The 23515-nt window shown below is 62.2% G+C and carries 16 protein-coding genes; 8 read left to right on the plus strand and 8 right to left on the minus strand.

Annotated elements, in window-relative coordinates:
* Positions 1–10: 10 nt before the first annotated feature.
* From ABD819_RS05165 to ABD819_RS05200, 8 genes are all read right to left on the minus strand, one after another.
* Positions 11–1663 carry a TldD/PmbA family protein gene (locus tag ABD819_RS05165; protein WP_345121714.1) on the minus strand — a complete coding sequence of 551 codons (1653 nt, stop codon included), beginning with the start codon at positions 1661–1663 and terminating at the stop codon, positions 11–13.
* Between the two features lie 152 nt (positions 1664–1815).
* Complete coding sequence (locus tag ABD819_RS05170) at positions 1816–3135, minus strand: TldD/PmbA family protein (protein ID WP_345121716.1); 1320 nt, start codon at positions 3133–3135, stop codon at positions 1816–1818.
* A gap of 214 nt (positions 3136–3349) precedes the next feature.
* Positions 3350–5002, minus strand: coding sequence for a TldD/PmbA family protein (locus ABD819_RS05175; RefSeq protein ID WP_345121718.1), 1653 nt, complete (start codon positions 5000–5002; stop codon positions 3350–3352).
* A 425-nt stretch (positions 5003–5427) separates the two neighbouring features.
* The gene (locus ABD819_RS05180; RefSeq protein ID WP_345121720.1) at positions 5428–6375 is read right to left on the minus strand and encodes a T9SS type A sorting domain-containing protein; all 948 of its coding nucleotides are present in this window, start codon (positions 6373–6375) and stop codon (positions 5428–5430) included.
* A gap of 157 nt (positions 6376–6532) precedes the next feature.
* A complete protein-coding gene (locus ABD819_RS05185; protein ID WP_345121722.1) occupies positions 6533–7336 on the minus strand; it encodes a phosphatase PAP2 family protein in 804 nt (267 codons plus the stop codon).
* A gap of 85 nt (positions 7337–7421) precedes the next feature.
* Complete coding sequence (locus tag ABD819_RS05190; protein WP_345121725.1) at positions 7422–10604, minus strand: efflux RND transporter permease subunit; 3183 nt, start codon at positions 10602–10604, stop codon at positions 7422–7424.
* Between the two features lie 153 nt (positions 10605–10757).
* Entirely contained in the window at positions 10758–11732 is a 975-nt protein-coding gene (locus ABD819_RS05195; protein ID WP_345121727.1) for an efflux RND transporter periplasmic adaptor subunit, read from the minus strand.
* 126 nt (positions 11733–11858) lie between these two features.
* Positions 11859–13211: a TolC family protein gene (locus ABD819_RS05200; RefSeq protein ID WP_345121729.1), complete on the minus strand. Its 1353-nt coding sequence runs from the start codon at positions 13209–13211 to the stop codon at positions 11859–11861.
* Positions 13212–13399: 188 nt separating this feature from the next.
* Here ABD819_RS05200 and ABD819_RS05205 point away from each other — a divergent pair, with 188 nt between their 5' ends.
* The 8 genes from ABD819_RS05205 to hydA all read left to right on the plus strand — a co-directional run bounded on the left by ABD819_RS05205 (position 13400) and on the right by hydA (position 23471).
* Entirely contained in the window at positions 13400–14077 is a 678-nt protein-coding gene (locus ABD819_RS05205; protein WP_345121731.1) for a response regulator transcription factor, read from the plus strand.
* A gap of 99 nt (positions 14078–14176) precedes the next feature.
* The gene (locus ABD819_RS05210; RefSeq protein WP_345121733.1) at positions 14177–15493 is read left to right on the plus strand and encodes a sensor histidine kinase; all 1317 of its coding nucleotides are present in this window, start codon (positions 14177–14179) and stop codon (positions 15491–15493) included.
* A gap of 58 nt (positions 15494–15551) precedes the next feature.
* On the plus strand, positions 15552–15989 hold the full coding sequence (locus ABD819_RS05215; RefSeq protein WP_345121735.1) for a PepSY-like domain-containing protein: 438 nt from the start codon (positions 15552–15554) through the stop codon (positions 15987–15989).
* A 151-nt stretch (positions 15990–16140) separates the two neighbouring features.
* Positions 16141–16635 carry a DUF6799 domain-containing protein gene (locus ABD819_RS05220; RefSeq protein WP_345121738.1) on the plus strand — a complete coding sequence of 165 codons (495 nt, stop codon included), beginning with the start codon at positions 16141–16143 and terminating at the stop codon, positions 16633–16635.
* Between the two features lie 159 nt (positions 16636–16794).
* Entirely contained in the window at positions 16795–18786 is a 1992-nt protein-coding gene (locus ABD819_RS05225) for a WG repeat-containing protein (protein ID WP_345121740.1), read from the plus strand.
* A gap of 205 nt (positions 18787–18991) precedes the next feature.
* A complete protein-coding gene (locus ABD819_RS05230) occupies positions 18992–20464 on the plus strand; it encodes a CoA-acylating methylmalonate-semialdehyde dehydrogenase (RefSeq protein ID WP_345121742.1) in 1473 nt (490 codons plus the stop codon).
* A gap of 223 nt (positions 20465–20687) precedes the next feature.
* Complete coding sequence (locus ABD819_RS05235) at positions 20688–22040, plus strand: aminotransferase class III-fold pyridoxal phosphate-dependent enzyme (RefSeq protein WP_345121744.1); 1353 nt, start codon at positions 20688–20690, stop codon at positions 22038–22040.
* Between the two features lie 57 nt (positions 22041–22097).
* Positions 22098–23471, plus strand: coding sequence for a dihydropyrimidinase (gene hydA, locus ABD819_RS05240; protein ID WP_345121746.1), 1374 nt, complete (start codon positions 22098–22100; stop codon positions 23469–23471).
* Positions 23472–23515 lie beyond the last annotated feature (44 nt).

The following is a 23515-nucleotide window of genomic DNA, read 5'->3' on the forward strand; positions in this document are numbered from 1 at the left end:
GAGTGATGTTCTACCCGATTTTCCGCGCCGTATTAATCACGTTCACGCCATTAAACCGCGTCGTAGCCGAGCCGTGGCTTACGGCCGAGCTCTGGCTGGGCTGGCCCTTGCCGTCATTGAAAGCGCCGAAGAAGCGGAAGTCGCTCTCGTCGCACGAGCCGGCGCAGGAGTTCCAGAATTCCTGGGTGTTGGCCTGGTAGGCCACGTCCTCCAGCATTTCGGTGATTTTCCCTTTCTCGATGGCGTAGAATACCTGCCCGCCGAACTGGAAGTTGAACCGCTGCTGGTCGATGGAGAACGAGCCGTTGCCGGCAATGTAAATGCCCTTATCAACCTTGCTCACCAGCTCGTCGACGCTAAGCTTGGCTTTGCCGGGCTGCAGGCTCACGTTGGGCATGCGCTGAAACTGCACATCGGCCCACGACTGCGAGTAGCAGCAGCCGTCCGACTCCTTCTGGCCCACCATATGCGCCTGGTCCCGGATTTTCTCATAGTCCACCAGCTGGCCTTCCCTGATGAGGTCCCAGCGCTTGGTTTTCACGCCTTCATCGTCGTAGCCCACCGCGCCAAGGGTGTTGGGTTGGGTTTTATCGGCCACGATGTTCACCACTTTCGAGCCGTAGGGAATGTTCTTGGCCTTCCATTCCAGGGTGGCGAAACTGGTGCCGGCGAAGTTGGCCTCGTAGCCCAGCACGCGGTCGAGCTCCAGCGGGTGGCCCACACTTTCGTGGATGGTCAGGCCCAGGTGGTGCGGGTCGAGCACGAGGTCGTACTTGCCGGGCGTGACGGACTTGGCGCTCAGCTTCTGCTTCACCTGCTTGGCGGCCGATACCACGTCTTCCAGCATATCGTAGCTGTATTTATAGCCCACAATGTCGGAGCCCGTGGGGCCGGCCACTTTGTCGGCGGCCTTGGGTGTGAGGTACTCGTAGCCCATGCCCACGGGCGAGCTCATGGCCTGCCGCGAGCGGAACTTGCCGCTGGCCCGGTCAATGGCCGTGACCCCGAACGTGGGGTAAATCCGGTGAATATCCTGGTCGATATACGAGCCGTCGGTGCTGGCGAAATACTTCTGCTCGTTCACCTGAAACAGTACCGAGTTGATGAACGACACGCCCAAATCCAGGGCCTTCGCGTTCACGCTCAACAGTAAATCCACCTTGTCCTTGATGGGCACCTCAAACGCATTCTGCTGAATGGGCGCTTTCCAGCTCACCTCACCGAAGCCGGCCTGCGGGGCCAGCCGCACCTTTTCCTTCTGCACTTTCGAGTTGGCCTTGGCGATTTGCACGGCCAGCTGCGCGGCTTTGGCGATGCCGGTTTCGGTCACGTTGTTAGTGGAGGCGAAGCCCCAGGTCCCATTGGCAATTACGCGGATGCCCACGCCGTAGCTCTCGGTGCTGGCAATGTTCTGCACCTGCTTTTCGCGGGTGAAAATGCCCTGGTTGAGGTAGCGGCCAATGCGCACGTCGGCATAGGACGCGCCGGCGGCTTTAGCGGCGTTCAGGCCGGCATCGGCGAGGCGCTTTTTCATGGCCACGTCGGCCCCCGGTTCCAGCAGCCGGGCGGGGTCAACCAGGGTGCCGCCCAGGCTGGGCAGGCTGGGGAGAAATAAGGCACCGGCCGCCAGGCTGGTCAGTCCCACAAAGTCGCGTCTTTTCATAAGTGTTTTTAAATTTAGAACGTCATGCTGAGCGCAGCCGAAGCATCTCTACCGCGCAAGTAATTGACTATTATTGAGATAGAGATGCTTCGACAAGCGGACGCCAGATGAAGCATGACGACCTTTTTCGCTACGAATAGCACCATGCCACTCTACACCGCGTCCGACAGGCTGGTGAAGGTGAAGTCGCGAATCTTGAGCGGCGGCACCAGGTTGCCGCCCAACCGCACCGGCTTGCCGATGGCTTCCAGGTTATTCAGCATAATAACCGGGCTTTCGTTGAAGCGGAAATTTTTCACCGGGAATTTGATGACGCCGTTTTCGATGTAAAAAGTCCCGTCGCGCGTCAGGCCGGTATAGAGCAGCGTTTGCGGGTCCACGGCGCGGATGTAGTAGAGGCGCGTGACCAGAATGCCCTTGGCCGTGCCCTTGATGAGGTCGGCGGTGCTTTGCGTGCCGCCAGCCATAATCCAGCCGCCGGGCGGCGCGATGTCCGGCACGCCCGATTTCTGGGCCCAGAAACGCGAGGTGTAGAGGTTCTTCACCACGCCTTTTTCCACCCAGGTCACCTTTTGCTGCGGGCGGCCGTCGCCGCTGAAAGTCAGGTCGGGCACGTCGGGGTGCGTGGGGTCGGAGTAGATGGTCACCCGCTCGTCAAAAACTTTCTCGCCCTTCTTGTTGCCGCCGCCCTTTTTGCTCAGGAAGCTGCGGCCCTCGTCGGCGTTGCGCGCATCCATTGCGCCCATCATGTTCGAGAGCAAATCGACGGCGGCGGCCGGTTCCAGAATCACGGTGTACTTGCCGGGCTCAATAGCCTTGGCATTCACCGAGGACGCGGCTTTATCGGCTGCTACCCGCGTGAGGCGGGCCGCGTCGAACCGGGCCAAATCGGTGTAGTTGGCAATGGCATAGCCCGAGCCGGTGCCGTCCGGTGTGCGCACGGAGATGGAAAAATCCACGCTCGTCAACTGCTGGTAGGCCTCCAGACCTTTGGAATTACGCTTGGCCACGAAGCCCGCCGAATCATTAAAAAACCCGGCGGAGCTGAGCTTTTTCTGGTCGCACAGCGCCATGCTGGCCCCAATCTGCTCGGCCCGGTAGTCGGGGGTGATGGCGGCCGTGCGGGCGGCGAACGAGCCCGGCGAGGCCAGGTACGTCTGCGGTCCGAGCAGCGGCACGTACTCCGGGCTTTCGGGGGCGAGGCGGGCGATTTCCTCGGCCCGCTGCACGCAGCGGCGCAGGCTGGCCTCGTCAAATTCATTGCAGGTAGCGAGCCCGCTGCGCTTGCCAAAGCGCGACTGCACGGACAAGGCCACGTTCTCGGCCGCCCCGGCCGTGCTGATGGAGTTGCGGGCCGAGCGCACGTTGCCGCCCGTGCTGCCGTTCAGGGTTGCTTCGCACTCATCGGCGGTGCTGTAGCTAAGGACTTTTTTGAGGATGGTCTGGGCTTCGTCTTTGGAGAGAATGGCCATTGATTCTGGTTCTAATGATTATTTAAATTAGACCGTCATGCCGAGCGTAGCCGAGGCATCCCGCGCGCATCGTCACAACTATTAAGTCACTATTGCACGCGAGATGCTTCGGCTGCGCTCAGCATGACGTTCAACTACGCGAGATGCTTCGGCTGCGCTCAGCATGACTTTCAACTACGCGAGATGCTTCGGCTGCGCTCAGCATGACGTTCAACTACCCAATTTTCCGGGCCGTATTTATCACGTTCACGCCGTTAAACCGCGTCGTGCTCGACCCGTGGCTCACGGCCGAAACCTGGCTGGGTTGGCCCTTGCCATCGAAGAACGAGCCGAACAGCCGGTAGTCGGACTCGTCGCAAATCGCGGCGCAGGAGTTCCAGAATTCCTGGGTGTTGGCCTGGTAGGCCACGTCCTCAATCATGCCCGCAATCTGGCCTTTTTCGATGGCGTAGAATACCTGCCCGCCAAACTGGAAATTGTAGCGCTGCTGGTCGATGGAGTAGGAGCCGCGCCCGGCAATGTAGATGCCTTTGTCGACGCCCTTAATCATGTCGTCGACGCTCATTTTGGCTTTGCCGGGCTGCAGGCTCACGTTGGGCATGCGCTGGAACTGCACCGAGTCCCAGGAATCGGCGTAGCAGCAGCCGTCCGACTCGGTCTGGCCCACGATGTGGGCCTGGTCGCGGATTTTCTGGTAGTTCACCAGCGTGCCTTCTTTGATGAGGTCCCAGCGCTTGGTTTGCACGCCTTCGTCATCATAGCCCACCGCGCCCAGCGAGCCGGGCTGCAGCTTATCGGCCACGATGTTGACCAGCTTCGAGCCGTAGGGAATCTGCCTGGCTTTCCATTCCAAAGTGGCAAACGAGGTACCGGCGTAGTTGGCCTCGTAGCCCAGCACGCGGTCGAGCTCAGTGGGGTGGCCCACGCTCTCGTGAATAGTGAGGCCCAAGTGGTTGGGGTCGAGTACGAGGTCGTACTTGCCGGCGGTCACCGATTTGGCGGTGAGTTTTTCCTTCACCTGCTTGGCGGCCAGGGCGGCGTCTTCCAGCATGTCGTAGGAGTTGCGGTAGCCGATGAGGCCGGTGCCCGCCGCGCCCGCAATCTTATCGGCGGCTTTGGGCGTGAGGTACTCGTAGCCCAGGCCCATGGGCGCGCTCAGCGCGTCGCGGCTGCGGAACTTGCCCGTGGCCCGGTCGATGCCCGTGACCGAAAACGTGGGCCAGATGCGGTGCACGTCCTGGTCGATGTAGGAGCCGTCGGTGCTGGCAAAATACTTCTGCTCATTGATTTGGAAGAGCGAGGAGTTGACGAAGCTCGCCCCGTTGTCGGTGGCCTTCGCATTAGCGGCCAGCAGCAGCTCCACCTTCTGGGCCACCGGCACCTCGAAGGCGTTTTGTTGAATGGGCGTTTTCCAGCTCACTTCGCCAAAGCCCTTTTGCGGGGCCAGCCGCACTTTTTCCTTCTGCACTTTGGCGTTGGCCTTGGCGATGGCTACGGCCAGCTGGGCGGCTTTGGCGAGGCCGGCCTCGGTCACGGTATTGGTGGCGGCAAAGCCCCAGGTGCCATTGGCCAGCACCCGCACGCCGGCTCCAAAGCTCTCGCCACTGGCAATGTTCTGTACCTGCTTTTCGCGGGTGAAGATGCTCTGGTTGAGGTAGCGGCCGATGCGCACGTCGGCGTAGGTGGCCCCGGCGGCTTTGGCGGCGTTGAGCCCGGCATCGGCGAGGCGCTTTTTCTGGGTGGGGTCGAGGCCGGGCTCCAGCAGGCGGGCGGGGTCAACCAGGGTGCCACCCAGGCTGGGGAAGCTGGGGAGAAAGAGGGCCCCGGCGGCCAGGCCGGTGAGTCCCACGAAGTCGCGTCTTTTCAAAGGAGAGTAGGAATTTGGAAATAGGAGAAGCAGATTCGTAAAGATGGGTACAAATCTTAATCAAAAAGACAATGGGTCGTGCGAAGCGTTGCGTTGCTGGTTTGAGAAAGTTGAAATCCCGCGCGGGGCGCGGCGCGGCATCCTTAGAAGCTAGTTGAGTTAGCAGGTGGAGTACCCCGAATTTTTAATTCGGCCCGTTTGCCCGATTCGGAACCGCGTTTTTTACCGCCCAGACGGGCCGAATTAAAAATTCGGGGTAATCGCAAATGGCCTCCAGCTAACTCAAACAGCTTCTCACAGTTGTCAATAAATTACCGAAAGCTTATTCTCAGCCTCCGCCAGCATGGCTGCATAAAAAAGCCGCCCTTCGCGCGGCACCCCAAGAGGGGTAACCGGCGAAGGGCGGCGAATGCCAGGCAGTGGAATTACCGAATAACGAGCTGCTTCACCACCGGGCCCCTGGGCGAGTCGAGCCGCAGGCAATACACGCCGGCCGACTGCGACCGCAAATCCACGGTGCGGACGGGGGCGGCGCTGGCTTGCTCGGCGGCCTGCCGGAGCACCACGCGGCCGAGGGCATCGGTCACGCTGAAGGGGGCGGCGAGCAGCCCGGTTTCGGAGGTGCTCAGCGTGAACAGGCCGGTGGCGCTGGGGTTGGGGTAGGCGCTCACGGCGGCCTGCAGCTGGGCATCGCGGGTGGCCGTCACGGTGCCGGTCAGGGCGATATCGTCAACCAGGAGCGTGTTGCCGGCCGTGAAGTTGCCGCCATCGAAGTCGCCCGAGCCGAAGGCGATGTGTACGGAATCGGGCGCGATGCCCAGCCGGTACACCAGGGGGAAATCGGTCAGGGTGTAGGTCGCTGCCGCCGTTAAGTACCGTTGGCCGGATGCCACCACCCGCCGCACGCCGCCCGTAGTTTTGGTGAGCTGCACGCGGGCCACGGGCCGGTCGTCGGGGTCGGCGATGGTGCCGCTGAACTTGTAGTAAAACTGCATCCGGGCCGCACGGGTCGTGTAGGGCAAACCCCCCAATTCAACCAGCGAATCAGCGGTCAAGAGGGTGTTCAGGTTGGTTCCCAGGGCCATAAATCCCGGTACGGGTCCTGCCAGAGTATTCGTGTTGACCAGCCGGGCGGCAAAGCTGCCGCCGCGCTTATCCGTCGATTTGCTTACGGCATTGGTAACCGGAAAGCCCGGTAGGCCAACTTGCAGCGCGTCATCAGTCGTGAGCCACTGGGCTGGGGCCTCGCCGCCGTTGCGGGTGAGCCAGGTTTCCATGGCGCCGTTGGGCACGGCTTGTTGGGCGTGAGTAGTGCTCAGCGTGAGCAGGCCGGCCGCCAGTAGCAGCGGGAAGCGCAGTACGTTTCTTTTCATATTTGAATAAAGAAGGTTGGGAGTTTCAGGACTGATTGTAAATGTAAGACAAGGGTTGCCCCGGAAACAAAAAAACAATGACTCCCGGTAAGCAGGCTCTTGCATGAGCGCATGATTACCGGGAGTCAATCAGGGTTTTGTCGATTTGAGCTGATACCTAGTGCGATGGCCGCCAGCTGATGGTCATGCCCGGCGTGCCGTTGCCGAAATAGGCCGGGGCCATGCCCACATCGCGCCCGATGGGCTTGCGGCCCCAGCGGTTGCGATGCGAGAGGTAGGCCAGGTGAGCGGAGAGAATGCCAAAACCCGCCCCGGCCACCACGTCGCTCTGCCAGTGCTTGTCGTTAATCATGCGCAGGGCGGCTACGCTGGTCGCGATGGTGTAAGCACCGATGCCGTACCACTGGCTTTTGTCGCGAAACTCGGTGTGCACGATGCTGGCCGCCAGAAACGCCTGCGCCGTGTGCCCCGACGGGAAAGACAGGTTATCCGACCCGTTGGGGCGGGTTTCGTTGCTGATATATTTAATGGCAAACGTGGAGGCCAGCATGATGGCCTCGCCCTTGGCAATGATGAGCAGGGTGTTGATGCGGTCGTCGCGCGACTCCACGCCGGCAAGCGCCACGGCTGCCAATTCAAAATACGGCACGATAATCAGCGTATTATCGAAACCCGTGCTGACCGGCCGGAACTGCTTCTGGGCGAACTCCCGCCCCCGGCGATTGATGCCCGCATCGCCCTGCGCCGTAATAGCGCCGTAGGTTATCAGCACGGCCGGAATGGCTACGGCCTTCACGAGCTTGCTTCGGTACCAGGGGGCTTTCACCGCCGCCGGGATACCACCCGGGTTTTCGTATTTTTTGGTAGTGTCGGCGGCCGGTTTCACCTGGGCGAGAGCCGGGTTCAGGCTGCCAAGCAACAGGGCTAAAGCCGCTAAACGATTGATTATGAGGGAGCGCATTTTAGGTAAGGAGGTAAAGTAGTGTAAGACCCCCTCATACGAGGGATTAACAAAAGCGTAACATTCGGGGCCCAAAGCCAGCCAATCAGGCCATCGCCGGCGCTACCGGCTGGGCTGCCGGGGCCACTTTGCCGCCGTAGGCCACCTTCAGCAAGCTGGGCAGCACGAGCAGCAGCAGGGGCAGGGCCAGCAGCAGGCCGCCAATCACGGCAATGGCCAGGGGCTGGTGCAGCTGCGCGCCCGCCCCAATGCCCAGCGCCAGCGGCAGCAGGGCGGCGATGGCGGCCAGGGCCGTCATCAGCTTGGGGCGCAGGCGGGCCGCGATGGCATAGCCAATGGCCTGCTCGACGGGTGCTTCGACGCGGGCCTCGTTGAACTGCTGGAAGGTGAAAATGGCATTCTCCCCGATGATGCCGACCACCATAATCAGGCCGGTGTAGGAGCCCACGTTCAGCGGCGTGTTGGTGAGGAACAGGGCCAGGCTGCCACCGGCCGGCCCCAGCACGGCCACCAGCAAAATCAGTCCCGCCGCCTTCAAATCGCGAAATAGAAACAGCGCCACCGCGAACACCAGCAAACACGCCGTGCCCAGAATGGTGAGCAGCTCCTGAAACGACTGCTGCTGCTCGGCATACGAGCCGCCGTACTGGATGAAATAGCCGGGCGGCAGTGGTACCTCGCTTTCGAGCTTCTGGCGGATTTCGCTCATGGCGCTGCCCAGGTCGCGGTTGTCGAGGCGGGCCGTCACGGCGGTCATGGCTTGCAGGTTTTCGCGCTCCAGCTCGGCATCGCCGGCCGTTACCGATACCGTGGCCAGCTCGTCGAGGCGGCGGCGCTGGCCGTTGGGCAGGAAAATGGGCTCGGCCCGCATCTGGGCGAGGGTGGCCTGGGCAGCGTTGGGGTAGCGCATCCGAATGTTGAGCAGCTGCTCGCCTTCGAGCACCGCGCCGGCCGTGGTACCGGCCAGCTGGGTTTGCAGCTGGGTCTGGAAATCGGTGGCGGTGAGGCCGTACTGGGCCAGGCGGCGCGGGTCGGGGCGCACATCCACGGCCGGGCCCATGCGCACGATGCCGTTGAAGACGTCGGCGGTGCCGGCCACTTTTTCCACCACGGCCGTTACCTGGTCGGCCAGGGCGTAGCGCCGGGTGGCATCAGGGCCGAAAACTTTGATTTCAATGGGCTGCACGGTGCTCATCAGGTCGCCGAGCATGTCGCCGATTACCTGGCCGAAGTCGATGGTGAGGGCCGGCTGGGTGGCCTCGATGCGCTGGCGGATATCGGAAATGACCTCCTCGGTGGTGCGCTGGCGGTCGGTTTTCAGGCGGATGAGGTAGTCGCCCCGGTTGGGTTCGGTGATAAAGAAGCCCATTTGGGTGCCGGTGCGGCGCGAGTAGCTGGCCACTTCCGGCACCTTCACAATCAGCTTTTCGGCCTGGCGCAGCATGCGGTCGGTTTCCTCGATGCTGGTGCCGGGCGGCGAGTTGTAGTCGAGCACAATCGCGCCCTCGTCCATCTCGGGCAGGAAGCCGGTGGCCAGGCGCGGAATGATGAGCACCATCGTCCCAATCAAGACCAGAATGCCAATGATGGAGTAGGCCGGGTGGCGAATGACGGAGCGCACCCAGGGAATTTCGTGGTGGTTGGAGTCTTGGCGCCGCCCTGCGTCAACCTCACCCCCTGACCCCCTCTCCAAAAAAGAGGGGGCACCGGTCTTGCTTTCAACGGAATCATCCGGTGCCCCCTCTTTTTTGGAGAGGGGGTCAGGGGGTGAGGTTGACGGCTGGGCGGCTCTGCGCGACAGCAGTAAATAAATGACCGGCAGCCCCAGCCAGGCCACAAAAAACGAGCAGACCAGCGCCACCACCATCGTAGTAGCCAGCACCTTAAAATAGGCCCCCGCCACCCCGCCCAGCAGCGCAAACGGCAGGAAAATCACAATCGTACTGAGGGATGACCCAATCAGCGCGGGCAGCAAATGCGTCACCGAGCGGCGCACCACTTCGCCGGCCGACTCATCCGGGTGGTCCTCGCCCACGCGGTGCAGCTGCTCCACCATCACCACGGCATCGTCAATCATCAGGCCGATGGCGGCGGCGATGGCTCCCAGCGTCATGATGTTGAAGGAGTAGCCCAGGCCGAAATACAGGACCGCAATGGTGAGCGCCAGCGCCACCGGGATAGCCCCCAGAATGGTGAGCGTGGCCTTCACCGAACGCAGAAACAGGGCCGTAACCACCAGGGCCAGGGCCAGGCCAATCCAGAGCGAATCTTCCACCGAGCGCACCACTTCGGCCACGAAATCGGCCTGGTCGTAGTACGGGGCCAGGCGCACGCCACGGGGCAGGCCGGTTTGCAGGGCCGCCACCTTGGCCTTCACGCCCTCCGATACCAGCACCACGTTGGCATCGGGCTGGCGCAGGATGGAGATGAGCACCGCGTCGGAGCCGTTGGCGTTGATGCGGGTGTATTCGGGCTGCTCGCCCAGGGCCACGGTGGCCACGTCGGCGAGGCGCACGATGCGGCGGCCGTCGTTGCGTAGCACGATGTTTTCGAGGTCTTCCTTTTGCAGAATCGTGGCATCAGTCACCGTCAGGTAGAGGCGGCGGTAGTCGCTGAGGTAGCCATTGCTCTGCACGAAGTTGGTGGCGCTGAGGGCCCTCGTGATGTCATCGGGGCCGAGGGCGAGGGCGGCCAGCTGGTCGGGTAGCAGCTGCACCTGGTACTCCTTGGTGCGCCCGCCCTGCACCTGGACCGACGACACGCCCTCGACCTGCGACAAAAACGGCTTGATGGTGAACAGCGCCAGCTTGCGCAGCTCCAGCGCCGAGCGGCCCGGCGCTTCCAGCGTGTAGCCCATCACCGGCAGAATGGCCGGGTTCATGCGCTCGACCGTGATTTGGACGGTGGGCGGCAGGTCGGCCCGAATCTGGTTCAGGCGCGATTCAATCAGGGTCTGGCTTTTGGCCACATCGACGCCCCAATCCAGAAAAGCCGAAATTTCGCAGCTGCCCCGGCTGGTGGTCGAGCGCAGCAGTTTCAGGCCTGGCACCCGCTTCATGGCATCTTCCATGGGCTTGGTCACGGTCACCATCATGCGGTCGACGGGTTGCAGGCCGTTCTCGGCAATCACCTTCACCTTCGGAAACGTTACCTCCGGAAACAGGGCCACGTTGATGCGCCGGTAGGCCACCGTGCCCAGGGCCAGCGCCAGGGCCAGCACCACCGCAATGGGCGCTTTGTAGGCTTGAAAGAGGGAAGGACGGGGCATTTGTTGGTTATTGTCGGTTAATTTAGAACGTCATGCTGAGCGCAGCCGAAGTATCTCTACCGCTTCGGTGACTCGATTGGATTACTTGCGCGGTAGAGATGCTTCGGCTGCGCTCAGCATGACGTTCACATTCAGCATGACGTTCTCATTCGATTACTCCTTCTGCGCTGCCACGGGCCGCGTCACTTTCACGGCCGCCGTGTCATCAAGCCCAAAATTCCCGCTCAGCAGAATTTTATCCTTCGCTGAAAACCTCGGAGCTTTGATTTCGATGTGGTCTTTTTCCTGCGCGCCCACGGTTACCGGCACTTTCACGGCGGTCGAGTCATTGAGCAGGCGCATCACCCAGAACTCGGTTTGGGTTTCGTCGGTGAGCACCGCGCCGCGCGGGAGCGTGCTGGTGAGGCGGGGCGCGGTGCGGTCCAGCTCGACTTGCACGGCCAGGTTTTCGGGCAAATCCGGCACCGGGCCAATCGGCCGGATGGTGTAGCGCTGGGTCTGAATGCTGACATCGGCCGTGGCCAGCACCTCGGCCACGCGGCCGGACAGCACCCGGCCATCGGGCAGACTTATGCGGCAGCGCTGGCCGGTATGCACGTAGCGCAGCTGGGTGGCGGGCACGTCGAGAATGAAGCCAAACCGGCTTTTGTCGTAGGTGAGGCCCAGCTGCTCGCCGTCCTGCACGTAGTCGCCGGCCAGCTTGTCCACGGTGGCCATTACGCCGTCGCGGGCCGTTTTTATCCGGATAATGCCGCTGAATCTCAGGCGGGGGTCGCCGGTGAGCTTATCCAAATGCAGCACCCGCGACTCCTTGGTTTGGATGGTGAACACCGTTTGGCCGGCCCGCACCGCCTGGCCCACCACCGGCGCGGGCGACAGCACGTAGCCCGTGGTGGTAGCCCGCAGCGCATCCTTGGCCGGGTAGGCCGATACGGCGCTCAGGCGCAGCACGTCGGTGAGCGTATCGGCCCGCACCGTGCCGATGGTGACGAGGGCGCGGGGCTTCACGGCCGGCTCTTCTTCGCCGTCGGCGGGCGCGGCCTCACCGGTGGCCGGGTCTTTCTTAGAGCCGCAGGCCGCGAGGCCGGAGAGGAGCAGGAGGAAAAGAAAGCGTTTGGGGAAAGTCATGTAAGTAAGAAGGGCAAACCGTAGACGAGACGCAATATCTTGCGTCTCGTCGTTGCTGATGTTGTTAACTCGGCACAGCTGGTGCGGTCCCAGCAGCTCAACGACAAGCCGCAAAATATTGCGTTTCTACTGCTCGCCCAAATAATCCAATGCAAACCGGCTGCGCAGCCGGTCGGTTTCGGCTTGGGTCAGGCTGAATTGCAGCTGCCGGTAGCTGGTCACCAGGTTCAGATAATCGAGAATGGCCACGTCGCCGGTGGCCAGCTGCTGGCGGGCGGCCCCCACCAGCGCATCGGCCACGCGCACCTGCTCCCGAATGCGGGCCAGCAGCGCATCCGAAGCCTGAATCAGGCCCTCCAGCTGCTCATACTGCTGCCGCCGCTGCACCGTGAGGTACTGCCGGTAGCCGCGCCGGCTCTGCTCGCTCAGCTTCAGGCGCTGGTATTGCAGCTGCCGCTGGTGGCCGTCGAAAATCGGTATGTTCAGCTGCAAGCCGCCGCCAATGCCCACGCTGCGCGCCAGCGCGATGGGCAGGTACGACGACGATTGCAGGCCGGCATCGAGTACGGCGCTCACTCGGGGGCGGTAATAAGCGTCCACGGCGCGGCGGTCGAGCAGCAGGCGCAGGCTGTCGAGCCCCAGGCGGAGCTGGCTGGGGGCCAGCAGGCCCGCCAGCGGGCGGTGGGTGGGCGGGGTAGGAACTTCGATGCTGATAAGGGCCGTATCGGCCACGCCGGCCAGGGCGCGCAGGGTGCCCAGCTCGCGGCGGTAGGCCAGCCGGTTCTGCTCCACGGCCACCTCCTGGGTGCGCACCGAGAGGTAGAAGCTCAGGTACTGGGTCTGCTTGAAGACGCCGGCGTTCACCAGCTGGCGTAGCTGGCCGTCCTGCTGGCGCAGCTGCCCCAGCAGCGAGCGGCTGAAACTGAGCTGGCTTTCGGCGGCGTAGGCCATCAGGAACTGGTCGGTGATGGTGCGCCGCAAATCCAGGGCCGAGAGGCGGCCGGTATTACGCAATACCAGGCCCTGGTTGGCAATTATCTGGTAGTCGTTCTGCAGCTGAAAGCGGTTCAGAATGGGCTTGGTAGCCTGCGCAATGGCGGCGTAGTTGCCGCCGTTGGTTACGGCGTTGTCGTAGCCCAGCACGCTTTCGCCCCGGCTGTTGGTGATGGACGGGTAGTACAGCGCCGAGCCGATGCCGCCCACCTGCACGCCGTTCTGGCGGGCGCGCACCAGGCTGTCAATTCGGTTCTGGCTAATTTGGTTGGCGGTTTCGCGCAGCAGCGGGCTGTTCTGGCGGGCCACCAGCAGGAAGTCGTCGAGGCGGCGCGGGCTGGCGGGGGCGGCGGCCACGGCCGGCGCGGGGGCCAGCTGAGCCGGGGGCGGCACCGGCGTTTGGGCGCGGGCCGGGCCGCCGGGCAGGCCCAGTAGCAGGCCGGCCAGGGCCACGCAGCGTATCAGGTGGGGAAAGCGAACGAACAACGGGGAAAAAATGAATGGTTGACCACGCAAAGCTGCGGGCCAATTCTGAAGAAAATTGAGAGCGCCGGTTTTATGCCGGGCTCCAGTTTCACCGCATACGCACAAGCTCACAGAAAGTCTTCAAACTTTAGCCCGTCCTTCGCGGCTGGTTGCCGCGCACATCCAGCCGGCCCGGCCTCCCCGCGCCAATGAAACTACTCCTCGTTGAAGATGAACCGGCCCTGCGTACGGCCCTGCTGGGCTCGCTGCGCCAGGGCGGCTACGTGGTGGAGGAAGCCGCCGACATCGCCCAGGCCCACGAAAAAATCATGCTCTACCAGTACGACTGCGTGCTGCTCGACCTCACCCTGCCCGACGGCTCGGGCCTCGACCTGCTCCGCACCCTCAAGGCCGAGGGCTCGCCGGCCGGGGTGCTCATCATCACGGCCCGCGACGCGCTCGACGACAAAGTGGCCGGCCTCGACCTCGGGGCCGACGACTACCTCATCAAGCCCTTTCACCTCTCCGAGCTCAACGCCCGGGTGCGGGCCATTATCCGCCGCCGGCAGTTCAACGGCCAGCAGCAAATCGTATTCCGCGACCTGCTGGTGCTGCCCGAGCTGGCCGAAGTGCACGTGCGCGGCGAGCCGCTCACGCTCACCAAAAAAGAGTACGACCTGCTGCTTTACCTGCTGGCCAACCCCGGCCGCGTGCTCACCAAGGAAGCCATTGCCGAGCATCTCTGGGGCGATGCCGTGGACAGCGCCGACTCGTTCGACTTCATCTATACCCACCTCAAAAACCTGCGGAAGAAATTGCAGGAAAAGGGGGCTGACAATTATATTAGTACCATGTACGGGGTTGGCTATAAGCTCAATAATGGGTAAGTAGCGCAATCATTAGTTGAGAGTCTTGGTGGCTTTACCAGCAAGGGTAACAAAGGCTTCCCACTCAGCCGCCCCTGGGTTAATCTTTTGAAATTGTAGATGAAGCTGCTCGCTACCACCACGCGTTATTACTTGTTGCTGGCTGCCGCCATGTTTGTGGCAGGCAGTGGGGGGCTGTATGTGGGAGTCGACCGCACCCTGCGCCACGAAGTGGGGGAGCAGCTGCTGGCCCGCCAGCTGGAGCTGACCGCCAAAGCCCGGGCCAACGAGCTGCCGGCCGTGGCCCTGCTTCAGGTGGTGCTGCCCATCAGCCGCCGGCCCCTGCCGCTGGGTTTCAGCGATACGCTGCTGCTCGATGCGCAGGAGGGCGAGCTGGTGCCTCACCGGCAGCTCACCTTCGCCCTGCCAACGGCGGGCGAGGGCACGGTATGGGTCACGCTTCGCAAATCACTGGTTGAGGCCGAGGACTTGCTTTCGGTGGTGCTTGCGGTGATGCTGAGCGTGCTGGCGCTGCTGCTGGGCGGCGTAGTGCTGCTGAACCGCTGGCTGTCGGGCCGCCTGTGGGCTCCGTTTCGGCACACGCTGGCGGCGCTGCGCGGCTACGACTTGCAGCAGCACCAGCCCCTGCGCTTGCCCACGCCCGCCATCACCGAGTTTGCCGAGCTGAACCACGCCCTCGAACACCTCAGCCAGCGCCTGGTGGCCGACTATGAGAACCTGCGCGAGTTCACGGCCAACGCCGCCCACGAAACCCAAACGCCGCTGGCCATTATGCAGGCCCAGCTCGAGCAGCTGCTGCAGGTGCCCGCCCTGGCCGAAGACCCCGCCGCCGCCCCGCTCGTAGCCGACCTCTACGGCGCTACCCTGCGCCTTTCGCGCCTGCACCAGGCGCTGGGCCTGCTCAGCAAAATCGAGAACCGCCAGTTCAAGGCCGCCCTGCCCGTGCGCCTCGACCAGCTGCTGGCCGAGAAGGTAGCGCAGTTCGAGCCGCTCTTTGAGGTCCGCGAGCTGCGCTACGGCCTCGACATTGCCAGTGCGCCCGTCGTGGTGCATATGCACCCCGGCCTGGCCGACTCGCTGCTCCAAAACCTGCTGCAAAACGCCGTGAAGCACAACGTGCCCGGCGGCAGCGTCGCCATCAGCCTCACGGCGCGGGAGCTGATAATCAGCAATACGGGGCCCGCCATTGGCGGCGACCCGGCGCGGTTCTTCGAGCGTTTCCGCAAGCACAGCGCCGCTTCCGACTCGCCGGGCCTGGGCCTGAGCATCGTGCAGCACATCTGCGCGTACTACGGCTTCGGGGTCAGCTATTTGCTGGCGGAAGCGGGCACCTGCCACACGCTGCGAGTACGCCTGGCCCCGGTAGCCACCTCGTCCATAAAAAAGCCCCTTCAGGTTTTGCAGCCCACAGATTAACCACAGAAAGCCCGGATACATTTGGTTCGAAACTCACATTTTTAACTTCGTTAACTAAATGAAAACGACATTCCTGACCCTCGTAGCGGCCCTGCTGCTGGCTGGCGCGGCCCACGCGCAGAAAGTAAAAGTGGCCCAGGTGCCGGCTGCGGCCGTCGCCACCTTCAACCAAACTTTTCCCACCGTGAAAACCGTGCAATGGGAAAAAGAAGACGCTGATTTTGAAGCCGGATTCACCTTGGGCAAAACCGAGATGTCGGCCGTAATTACCGCCGCTGGCGTCCTCAAGGAAACCGAGACGGAGATGAAGGTTAGCCAGCTTCCCGCCCAGGTCCAGAAAGCGCTGGCCACCAATTATAAGGCGTATAAAATCATTGAAGCGGCCAAAATTGTGACGGCCGCAACCGGCAGCACTACCTACGAGGCCGAAGTAGGGCAGGGCGGCAAGAAGCGTGATGTGCTCTTCAACGCCGATGGCACGGAAGTGAAGAAGTAGCCCCATAGTCGTGCCGGACTGACTAACGACCCGGCGGGTAAAAAAAATAGCCGGGGTTGGCAGCCTGGCGTTGTATTTGACGTATGAGGAGCGGCACCGGGGAGCAACCCCCGGTGCCGCTTTTTTCTTTATGTCTGTTTTTACCATGCGAATGCGCATTTTCTGGGCCATTATGGCTTCGAGCTTGCTGGGGAGCTTTGGCCACCCGGCCCTGGCCCAGCAAGCGTCCAACAACGACGGGTTTCAGCGCCACAACGGCCAGATGCAGGTGCTGCGCAACGGCCTGGGCCGCCCCATGACCCGCGATGCCCACTTGCCCACCGGCGTCACCGTTACCAAAGACGGCTTCGTGGTGAGCCCCACCGGCCAGCGCACCGAGCTGCGCGAAGGCCAGGGCTGCGACCTGCGCGGCCGGCCAGTAGCCGTGCAGGCCGCCGCCAATGGCCGCCTGGCGCTGGCCGCCCCGGCCAGCCCACGCTCCGTAGCGCCTGTCTTGGGTGGAGATTCCCGGTCGTCGCGCACGCTGTTGCAGGCCATGTTTGGAAATGCTGACGACGATGACGACAACAGGTTTTTCAAGCGCAAAAAATACAAAAAGCACCACGGCAAAGGCAAGGGCCACGGTGGCTGGAAAGGTGATGATTAGCGCAGTTTCCACGTTATTGTACAGATAGATGGCAGTAGCGCGAACTTTTAGTTCGCGCTACTATTCACCAACCTGGAAACCGCTCTAGCGCAGGTATCTTGTTTCGCGCACAAGCTATTGGCCGCCGCAAGGCTTGGCCTGATTGAGTTTTAAGAAAATATGGTTTACAGTTTTACCGCCTCACCTTTTGCCGATGGGGGCCAGGCTTCCCAGTTCGCGGCCGTGGAGGCCGCCTTGCGGGCCGATGCCGACACTGATGCACTGCTGCTGGGCAACCTGGTGCTGGCCGATGACACCGCGCCCATTGATGCCGTGGTGGTGCGCCCGCACAGCATCACGCTGCTGGTGCTGGTGCCGCGCGGGGGCCGCCTGAGTATTCCGGCTCTGGGCTATGGCAGCTGGCTGCTCGATGGGCTGCCGCTGCCCGGCCCCCAGGATTTTGATAATCCCTACGAGCAGGTAGCGCAGCAAAAAACGGCGCTGCAAAGCTGGCTCAGTCGCCGTTTCAGCTCCGAGCAGGCCAACCTGCACCTGATAAGCGGGCTGGTGCTATTTGGTGCGCCCGTGGGGTTTGCGCCCGATGTGGAGCCCGCGCTGAGCAGTGCCGCGGCCGGCTTCCGGCTGTTGAGCGACTCTGCCGAGCTGCCCCGCCGCCTGCGCCAGCTGGCCTCACCCGAAATCGACCTGACCGCCGAAGACCTGGCCGAATGGGCTGCCGAGTGGGCTGCCTTCGCCGCCCAACCAGCTGCTGAACCTACCCCGCCAACAGTAGCCGACCCAACTACGGCTACGGCCAGTTCCAGCGGCTTGCTGGGCAAGCAGGTGCGGGCCCTGTGGGGCTGGCTGGGCGCTGCCGACGTGCCCGACGACGACCCGCCCTACGGATATGCCGCCACCGACGTAGCCGCCCGCAACGAGGAAAAACAGCAGCTCGAACAGCTGCGCCAGCAAATGCAGGCCGACCTCAGCCAGCAGCTGCACGCCATGGAAGCCCGCGAAGCCGAGCGCGAGCGCAGCATACAGCAGCTTCGCGCCGAGCTGGCCCAGGCCCCGCCCGTGGCTTCGGAAGCCACGGCTCTGGTATCGCGCCTATCGGCCGAAACCCGCGCCAAAGCGGCTATTGAAGCCGAAATGCAGGCCTCCAAGGCCGAATCAGCGGCCCGGAACCAAGAGCTGGATAGCAAAATTCAGCAGCTCAACCAACTCATCGACCAGCTAAGCGCGCGTTCGGTGGCAGTTGGTGCGCCGGCGGGGGCAGGCCCTGCACCCCAGGCCGCACCCCAGGCCGCACCCCAGGCCGCACCCCAGGCCGCACCCCAGGCCGCACCCCAGGCTGCAGCAGCCGTTTCTGCGCCGCCAGCAGCGTCTGCCGCACCATCGGAAGCCTCAGCTACGGCTCCCGTTGCTGCCTCCTTTACAAGCCGTTTTGAGTGGCCGCCGCTGCTTGGGCAGCTGGGGCAGCGGGCCTTGTCGCTGCCGAGGCCGGTCCTCCTGGCCGCTGGGGCCGGGGTAATAGGACTGGTGGTTTTACTCTTCAGCTACACCGGAAACGAGAGCTTGGTGCCGTTTCAGGAAAATGGACGCTGGGGCTACGCCGATGCCAGCGGCAAGCCCGTAGTGCCCGCGCAATACGCGGCCGCCAGTCCATTTGTGGCGGGCCAGGCCGTGGTGGCCAAGGATGGGGCCTATGGCTTCGTGAATGAGCAGGGCACGGAAGTGGTGCCCCCGGCCTACGATGCCCTGAACCCGTACGCGGGCGGTTTTGCCCGGGCCCGCGTCGGCGATGCCTATACATTTATCGACGGGGAAGGGCAGGAGTTTGACCATTACTATTTCAACGCGCTCGACTTTGCCGAGGGCCACGCCGCCGTGCTTGACCATCGGGGTTGGCACTACATCAGCGGCCCCACTGAGCCGGAAACCGCGCCGCCCATCTTTGCCGAAGCCTACTCCTTCGCGGACGGGCTGGCCCGCGTGAAGCTGCCCGATGGCTACACGTATATCACCTCCGATTACCTGACCGACCCCAGCCGTGGCACCAAGCCATTTGGGCGCTACACGCTGGCCACCGACTTTGCCGACGGTAAGGCCCGGGTTACGCAGGGTGGCCGTAGCTTCACCATCGACAAAGACGGGGAGGAAGTGAAGTAAACTCCATTCGAAATCGCTACTTTTCAGGCACTAAAAAACAACCTCTCGTTGTTTTTTAGTGCCTTGTCGCTTTGGGGGCGGCCAGTGATGGAAATTGCTGACCAGCCGCTCCCTACGCTGAAATGTTTTTTATCGAAATCGATTGTGGAATTGTGGCAATTCCCGCAAAAACCTTAGCTTGCACCCCGCATAACAATAAGGTAACATGGAAGTCCAAACATTAAAGTACCCGGCCATTCGCAACTACGTGGCCGGCCAAGCGGTCGATAATGCCTCCGCGGCCACTATGGACGTGTTCAGCCCGCTCAATGGGGAGTTGATTTCTACGCTTCCCCTAAGCAACGCCGCCGCGCTCGACGATGCCGTGCAAGCCGCCAAAGCGGCCTACCCCTCGTGGTCGGCCACGCCGATTAAGGAGCGGGTCCAGATTTTTTACCGCTACAAAACGCTGCTGGAGCGCGACATGAAAGCCCTCGCCGACCTGGTGCGCGAAGAGAACGGCAAAACCTACGACGAAGCCCGTGCCGAAGTCGAAAAAGCCATCGAGCTGACCGAGTTTGCCTGCTCCATGCCCCAGCTTATTCAGGGCGAATTCCTGGAAGTGAGCAAGGGCGTGGAAGCCCGCGCCGAGCGCAAGCCGCTGGGCGTAGTGGCCAGCATCGCCCCGTTCAACTTCCCCAACATGGTACCCCACTGGACCATCCCGAACGCTCTGGTTCTCGGCAACACCATGATTTTGAAGCCTTCGGAGCAAGTACCGCTGAGCGCCGTAAAAATTGCCGAGCTGCTGCAAGAAGCCGGTCTGCCCGACGGCGTACTCAACATCGTGAACGGCGACCGCGAAATCGTGGAAGCCATCTGCGACCACCCCGATATCAAGGCCGTGAGCTTCGTGGGCTCCACCAAAATCGCCAAAGTCGTCTACATCCGTGCCACCAGCAACCTGAAGCGCTGCGTAGCCCTCGGCGGGGCCAAAAACCACCTGATGGTGCTGCCCGACGCCCACCCCGAAATGACGGCCTCGAACGTGGCCGCCAGCATGTCGGGCTGCGCGGGCCAGCGCTGCATGGCCGGCTCCACCATGGTCGGAGTAGGGGCCATTGACGGCATCGTGGCCAAAATCGTGGAAGAAGCCCGCAAGATTGTGGCCGGCCAGAACCTCGGTTCCGTCATCAGCAAAGAGGCCAGGGAGCGCATCGAACAGCACATCACCGAAGCCGAAGCCGCCGGGGCCAAAGTCCTGCTCGACGGCCGCAACGCCGTAGTGCCCGGCCACGAAGACGGCTACTACGTGGGCGCAACGGTAATTGATTACGTGACGCCCGATATGCGCATCGCCCAGGAAGAAGTCTTCGGCCCCGTGCTCGCCATCATGCGCACCAACACGCTGGACGAGGCCCTGGCCATCGAAAACGCCAACCCCTACGGCAACGCCGCCGCCGTCTTCACCAGCAGCGGCAGCAGCGCCCGCTACGTGATGGACCACGCCAACGCCGGCATGATTGGCGTGAACATCGGCGTGCCCGTGCCCCGCGAGCCCTTTTCTTTCGGCGGCTGGGGTGACTCGAAATTCGGGGCCTGTGATATTACCGGGAAGAGCTCAATTGAGTTCTGGACGCAGCTGAAGAAGACCACGACCAAGTGGAATCCGGAGTCGCGGGTGAACTGGATGAGCTAAATGCTGGCCGCAGTTTAGCGCGAAGCGCGTAACTGCTGGCCGATAGTAACAGTGAGTCTGTGACTCACGACGCATGAGCCAGCAGCGTAATCTGCACACATTGCATTTTTGAACCAAAAATTGCCGCTCTGCGGCAGCGAGTTACAAACTCGCTTTACCTATCAGCCAGCAGTTACGCGCTTCGCGCTAAACTGCGGCCAGCAGCTCAAAAATCAGCACATTCATGGAAACCATCCTCGCCCCCGACCCAACCCAAATCCTGCACGACAACCTCGACCACACCCTCTTCTCGTGGTCGAAGCAAACGGGCCTGAACCCCATCAACGCCGAGCGCGCCGAGGGCGTGTACGTGTACGACCGCGACGGTAAGCAATACATTGACTTCAGCTCGCAGCTGATGAACGTGAACATCGGCCACGGCGACCAGCGCGTGACCGAAGCCGTGGCCGCCCAGATGCGCGAGCTCAGCTACGTGTACCCCGGCATGATTACCAAGGCCCGCGGCGACCTGGGCCGGCGACTGGCCGAAATCACCGCCCCCAATCTCACCAAAGCGTTTTTCACGCTGGGCGGGGCCGAGGCCATCGAAAACGCCATCAAGCTGGCGCGGGTGTACACCGGCCGCCACAAGATTGTGACGCTGTATCTCTCGTTTCACGGGGCCTCTTATGGGGCCATGAGCGCCGGCGGCGACCCCCGCAAGTTTGCCGTCGACAGCCAGGCCATGCCGGGCGTGGTGCACGTCGAAAACCCGTATTCCTACCGCTGCCCCTGGTATTCCGACTCGCCCGAGCAGTGCGCCCAGCGCGCCGCCGATGCCATGGAGCGCATCATTGGCTACGAAAACCCCGGCAGCGTGGCCGCCATTATTATGGAAGGGGAGTCGGGCACGTCGGGTTGCATCAAGTACCCGCCCGGCTACTGGAAACGGGTGCGCGAAATCTGCGACAAGCACGGCATCCTGCTCATCGCTGATGAGGTGATGTCGGGTTTTGGCCGCACCGGCAAGTGGTTCGGTTCGGACCACCACGGCGTGAAAGTCGACGTGATGTGCATGGCCAAGGGCATCACCGCCGGCTACCTGCCCCTGGGCGCGGTAATGGTGGACGAGAAAATCGCCAAATCCTTCGACGACAAGCCCCTGCCGCTGGGCCTCACGTACTCGGCCCACCCGGTTTCGTGCGCCGCCGCCGTGGCCGTGCTCGATATTTACGAGAGCGACAATCTGCTCGAAAACACCGTGAATATGGGCCAGTACATGGACGAGCAGGTCGCTCAGCTCATGCGCCACCACCCCAGCATCGGCGACTGGCGCAACACCGGCCTCTTCGGCTGCCTGGAGCTGGTGAAAAACCGCGACACCAAAGAGCCGATGGCCCCCTGGAACGCCACCAACGACCAAATGGCCGTGATGAACCAGGTAGCCTCCAAAATTCGCGAGCTGGGCATGTACACCTTCGTGCGCTGGAGCTACATTTTCATCTGCCCTCCGCTCACCATTACGAAAGAGGAAATCGACGAGGGCCTGGCCATCATTTCCGAGGCGCTGGAAATCGCGGATAAGTATGTTAACTGACCCAGAACGTCATGCCTCGGCTGCGCCCGGCATGACGTTCTGAAAAAACTTTTTCCCATGTCCATCCTCCTCAAAAACGGCCGCGTCGTTACCGCCGATTCGGACGCCGTCTGTGATATTCTGATTGAAGGCGAAACCATCGTGTCCATCGGCCGCAACCTGGCGGCCGAGGGCGCGGAGGTAATTGACTGCACCGGCAAGCTCATCATGCCCGGCGGCATCGACCCGCACGTGCATTTGGAAATGCCTTTTATGGGCACGTTCAGCTCCGATACCTACGAAACCGGCACCCGCGCCGCGCTGCACGGCGGCACCACCACCGTCATCGATTTCATCCTGCAAAAGCAGGGTAATTCGCTACGTTCGGCCTTGGAGGAATGGCAAGGTCGCGCCACCGGTAATGCCGTGGGCGACTACAGCTTCCACATGGCGGTGACGGATTTCAACCCCAGTACTAAAGAAGAAATCAAGGATATGATTGCCGAGGGCATCACCTCCTTCAAAACCTTCATGGCCTACAAGGGCGCGCTCATGATTGACGACGCGCAGATGGTGGGCCTCATGCAGGAGGTGAAAAAGCACGGCGGCCTCGTGACGGCCCACGCCACCAACGGCGACATGATTGATACGCTTATCGCCCAGCACCGGGCGCAGGGCAAGCTCACGCCGCTCTACCACTACCTCTCGCAGCCCGAAGTGACTGAGGCCGAAGCCTCGGGCCGTTTCGCCGATATTGCCAATTACACGGGGGTGAATGCCTATATCGTGCACCTCACCTGCGAGGGCGCGCTCAACCAGGTGCGCCGCGCCACCGAGCGCAACCAGCGCGTGCTGGTCGAAACCTGCATCCAGTATCTGGTGCTGGATGCGCGGTTGTACGAAGACGAAGTCAATGGCGCGAAGGTGGTGATGTCGCCGCCGCTGCGCGAGAAAAAAGACCAGGCCACGCTCTGGGCGGGCCTCAATCAGGGCCTCGTGAACGTGGTGGGCACCGACCATTGCCCCTTTATGTGGGAGCAAAAGCTGATGGGCAAGGACGATTTCTCAAAAATTCCGAACGGCCACCCCGCCATCGAGCACCGCATGGAATTGCTGTTTTCCGAAGGGGTAAATAAGGGGAAAATCACGCTCCAGAAATTCGTGGAAGTAACGTCTACCAACGCGGCGAAAATATTTGGCATGTTCCCGCGCAAAGGCACCATCAGCATCGGGGCCGATGCGGATTTGGTAATTTTCGACCCCGCTAAAAAGCATGTTATTTCAGCTGATACGCACCACATGAATTGCGACTATTCGGCCTACGAAGGCTGGGAAGTAACCGGCAAGATTGACACGGTTTTGTTGCGTGGAAAAGTAGCCATTGATGCCGGCGAAGCCAAAGTAGCGAAGGGCTACGGGCAGTTTATCCGGCGCGGCAAAACCATTTTTTAGCGCGCAAGGTCTCGCGAAGTTTTAAATTAAGTTTCGCGAAGACA

Source organism: Hymenobacter antarcticus, assembly GCF_039539545.1.
In the GTDB taxonomy this organism is placed as follows: domain Bacteria; phylum Bacteroidota; class Bacteroidia; order Cytophagales; family Hymenobacteraceae; genus Hymenobacter; species Hymenobacter antarcticus.

Excerpts from the sequence above, each read along its gene's own strand:
- ABD819_RS05235 (WP_345121744.1), top strand. The coding sequence starts at position 20,688 with ATGGAAACCATCCTCGCCCCCGACCCAACCCAAATCCTGCACGACAAC.
- ABD819_RS05195 (WP_345121727.1), bottom strand. The coding sequence starts at position 11,732 with ATGACTTTCCCCAAACGCTTTCTTTTCCTCCTGCTCCTCTCCGGCCTC.
- hydA (WP_345121746.1), top strand. The coding sequence starts at position 22,098 with ATGTCCATCCTCCTCAAAAACGGCCGCGTCGTTACCGCCGATTCGGAC.
- ABD819_RS05180 (WP_345121720.1), bottom strand. The coding sequence starts at position 6,375 with ATGAAAAGAAACGTACTGCGCTTCCCGCTGCTACTGGCGGCCGGCCTG.
- ABD819_RS05215 (WP_345121735.1), top strand. The coding sequence starts at position 15,552 with ATGAAAACGACATTCCTGACCCTCGTAGCGGCCCTGCTGCTGGCTGGC.
- ABD819_RS05230 (WP_345121742.1), top strand. The coding sequence starts at position 18,992 with ATGGAAGTCCAAACATTAAAGTACCCGGCCATTCGCAACTACGTGGCC.
- ABD819_RS05170 (WP_345121716.1), bottom strand. The coding sequence starts at position 3,135 with ATGGCCATTCTCTCCAAAGACGAAGCCCAGACCATCCTCAAAAAAGTC.
- ABD819_RS05220 (WP_345121738.1), top strand. The coding sequence starts at position 16,141 with ATGCGCATTTTCTGGGCCATTATGGCTTCGAGCTTGCTGGGGAGCTTT.
- ABD819_RS05210 (WP_345121733.1), top strand. The coding sequence starts at position 14,177 with ATGAAGCTGCTCGCTACCACCACGCGTTATTACTTGTTGCTGGCTGCC.
- ABD819_RS05185 (WP_345121722.1), bottom strand. The coding sequence starts at position 7,336 with ATGCGCTCCCTCATAATCAATCGTTTAGCGGCTTTAGCCCTGTTGCTT.
- ABD819_RS05165 (WP_345121714.1), bottom strand. The coding sequence starts at position 1,663 with ATGAAAAGACGCGACTTTGTGGGACTGACCAGCCTGGCGGCCGGTGCC.
- ABD819_RS05190 (WP_345121725.1), bottom strand. The coding sequence starts at position 10,604 with ATGCCCCGTCCTTCCCTCTTTCAAGCCTACAAAGCGCCCATTGCGGTG.
- ABD819_RS05225 (WP_345121740.1), top strand. The coding sequence starts at position 16,795 with ATGGTTTACAGTTTTACCGCCTCACCTTTTGCCGATGGGGGCCAGGCT.
- ABD819_RS05205 (WP_345121731.1), top strand. The coding sequence starts at position 13,400 with ATGAAACTACTCCTCGTTGAAGATGAACCGGCCCTGCGTACGGCCCTG.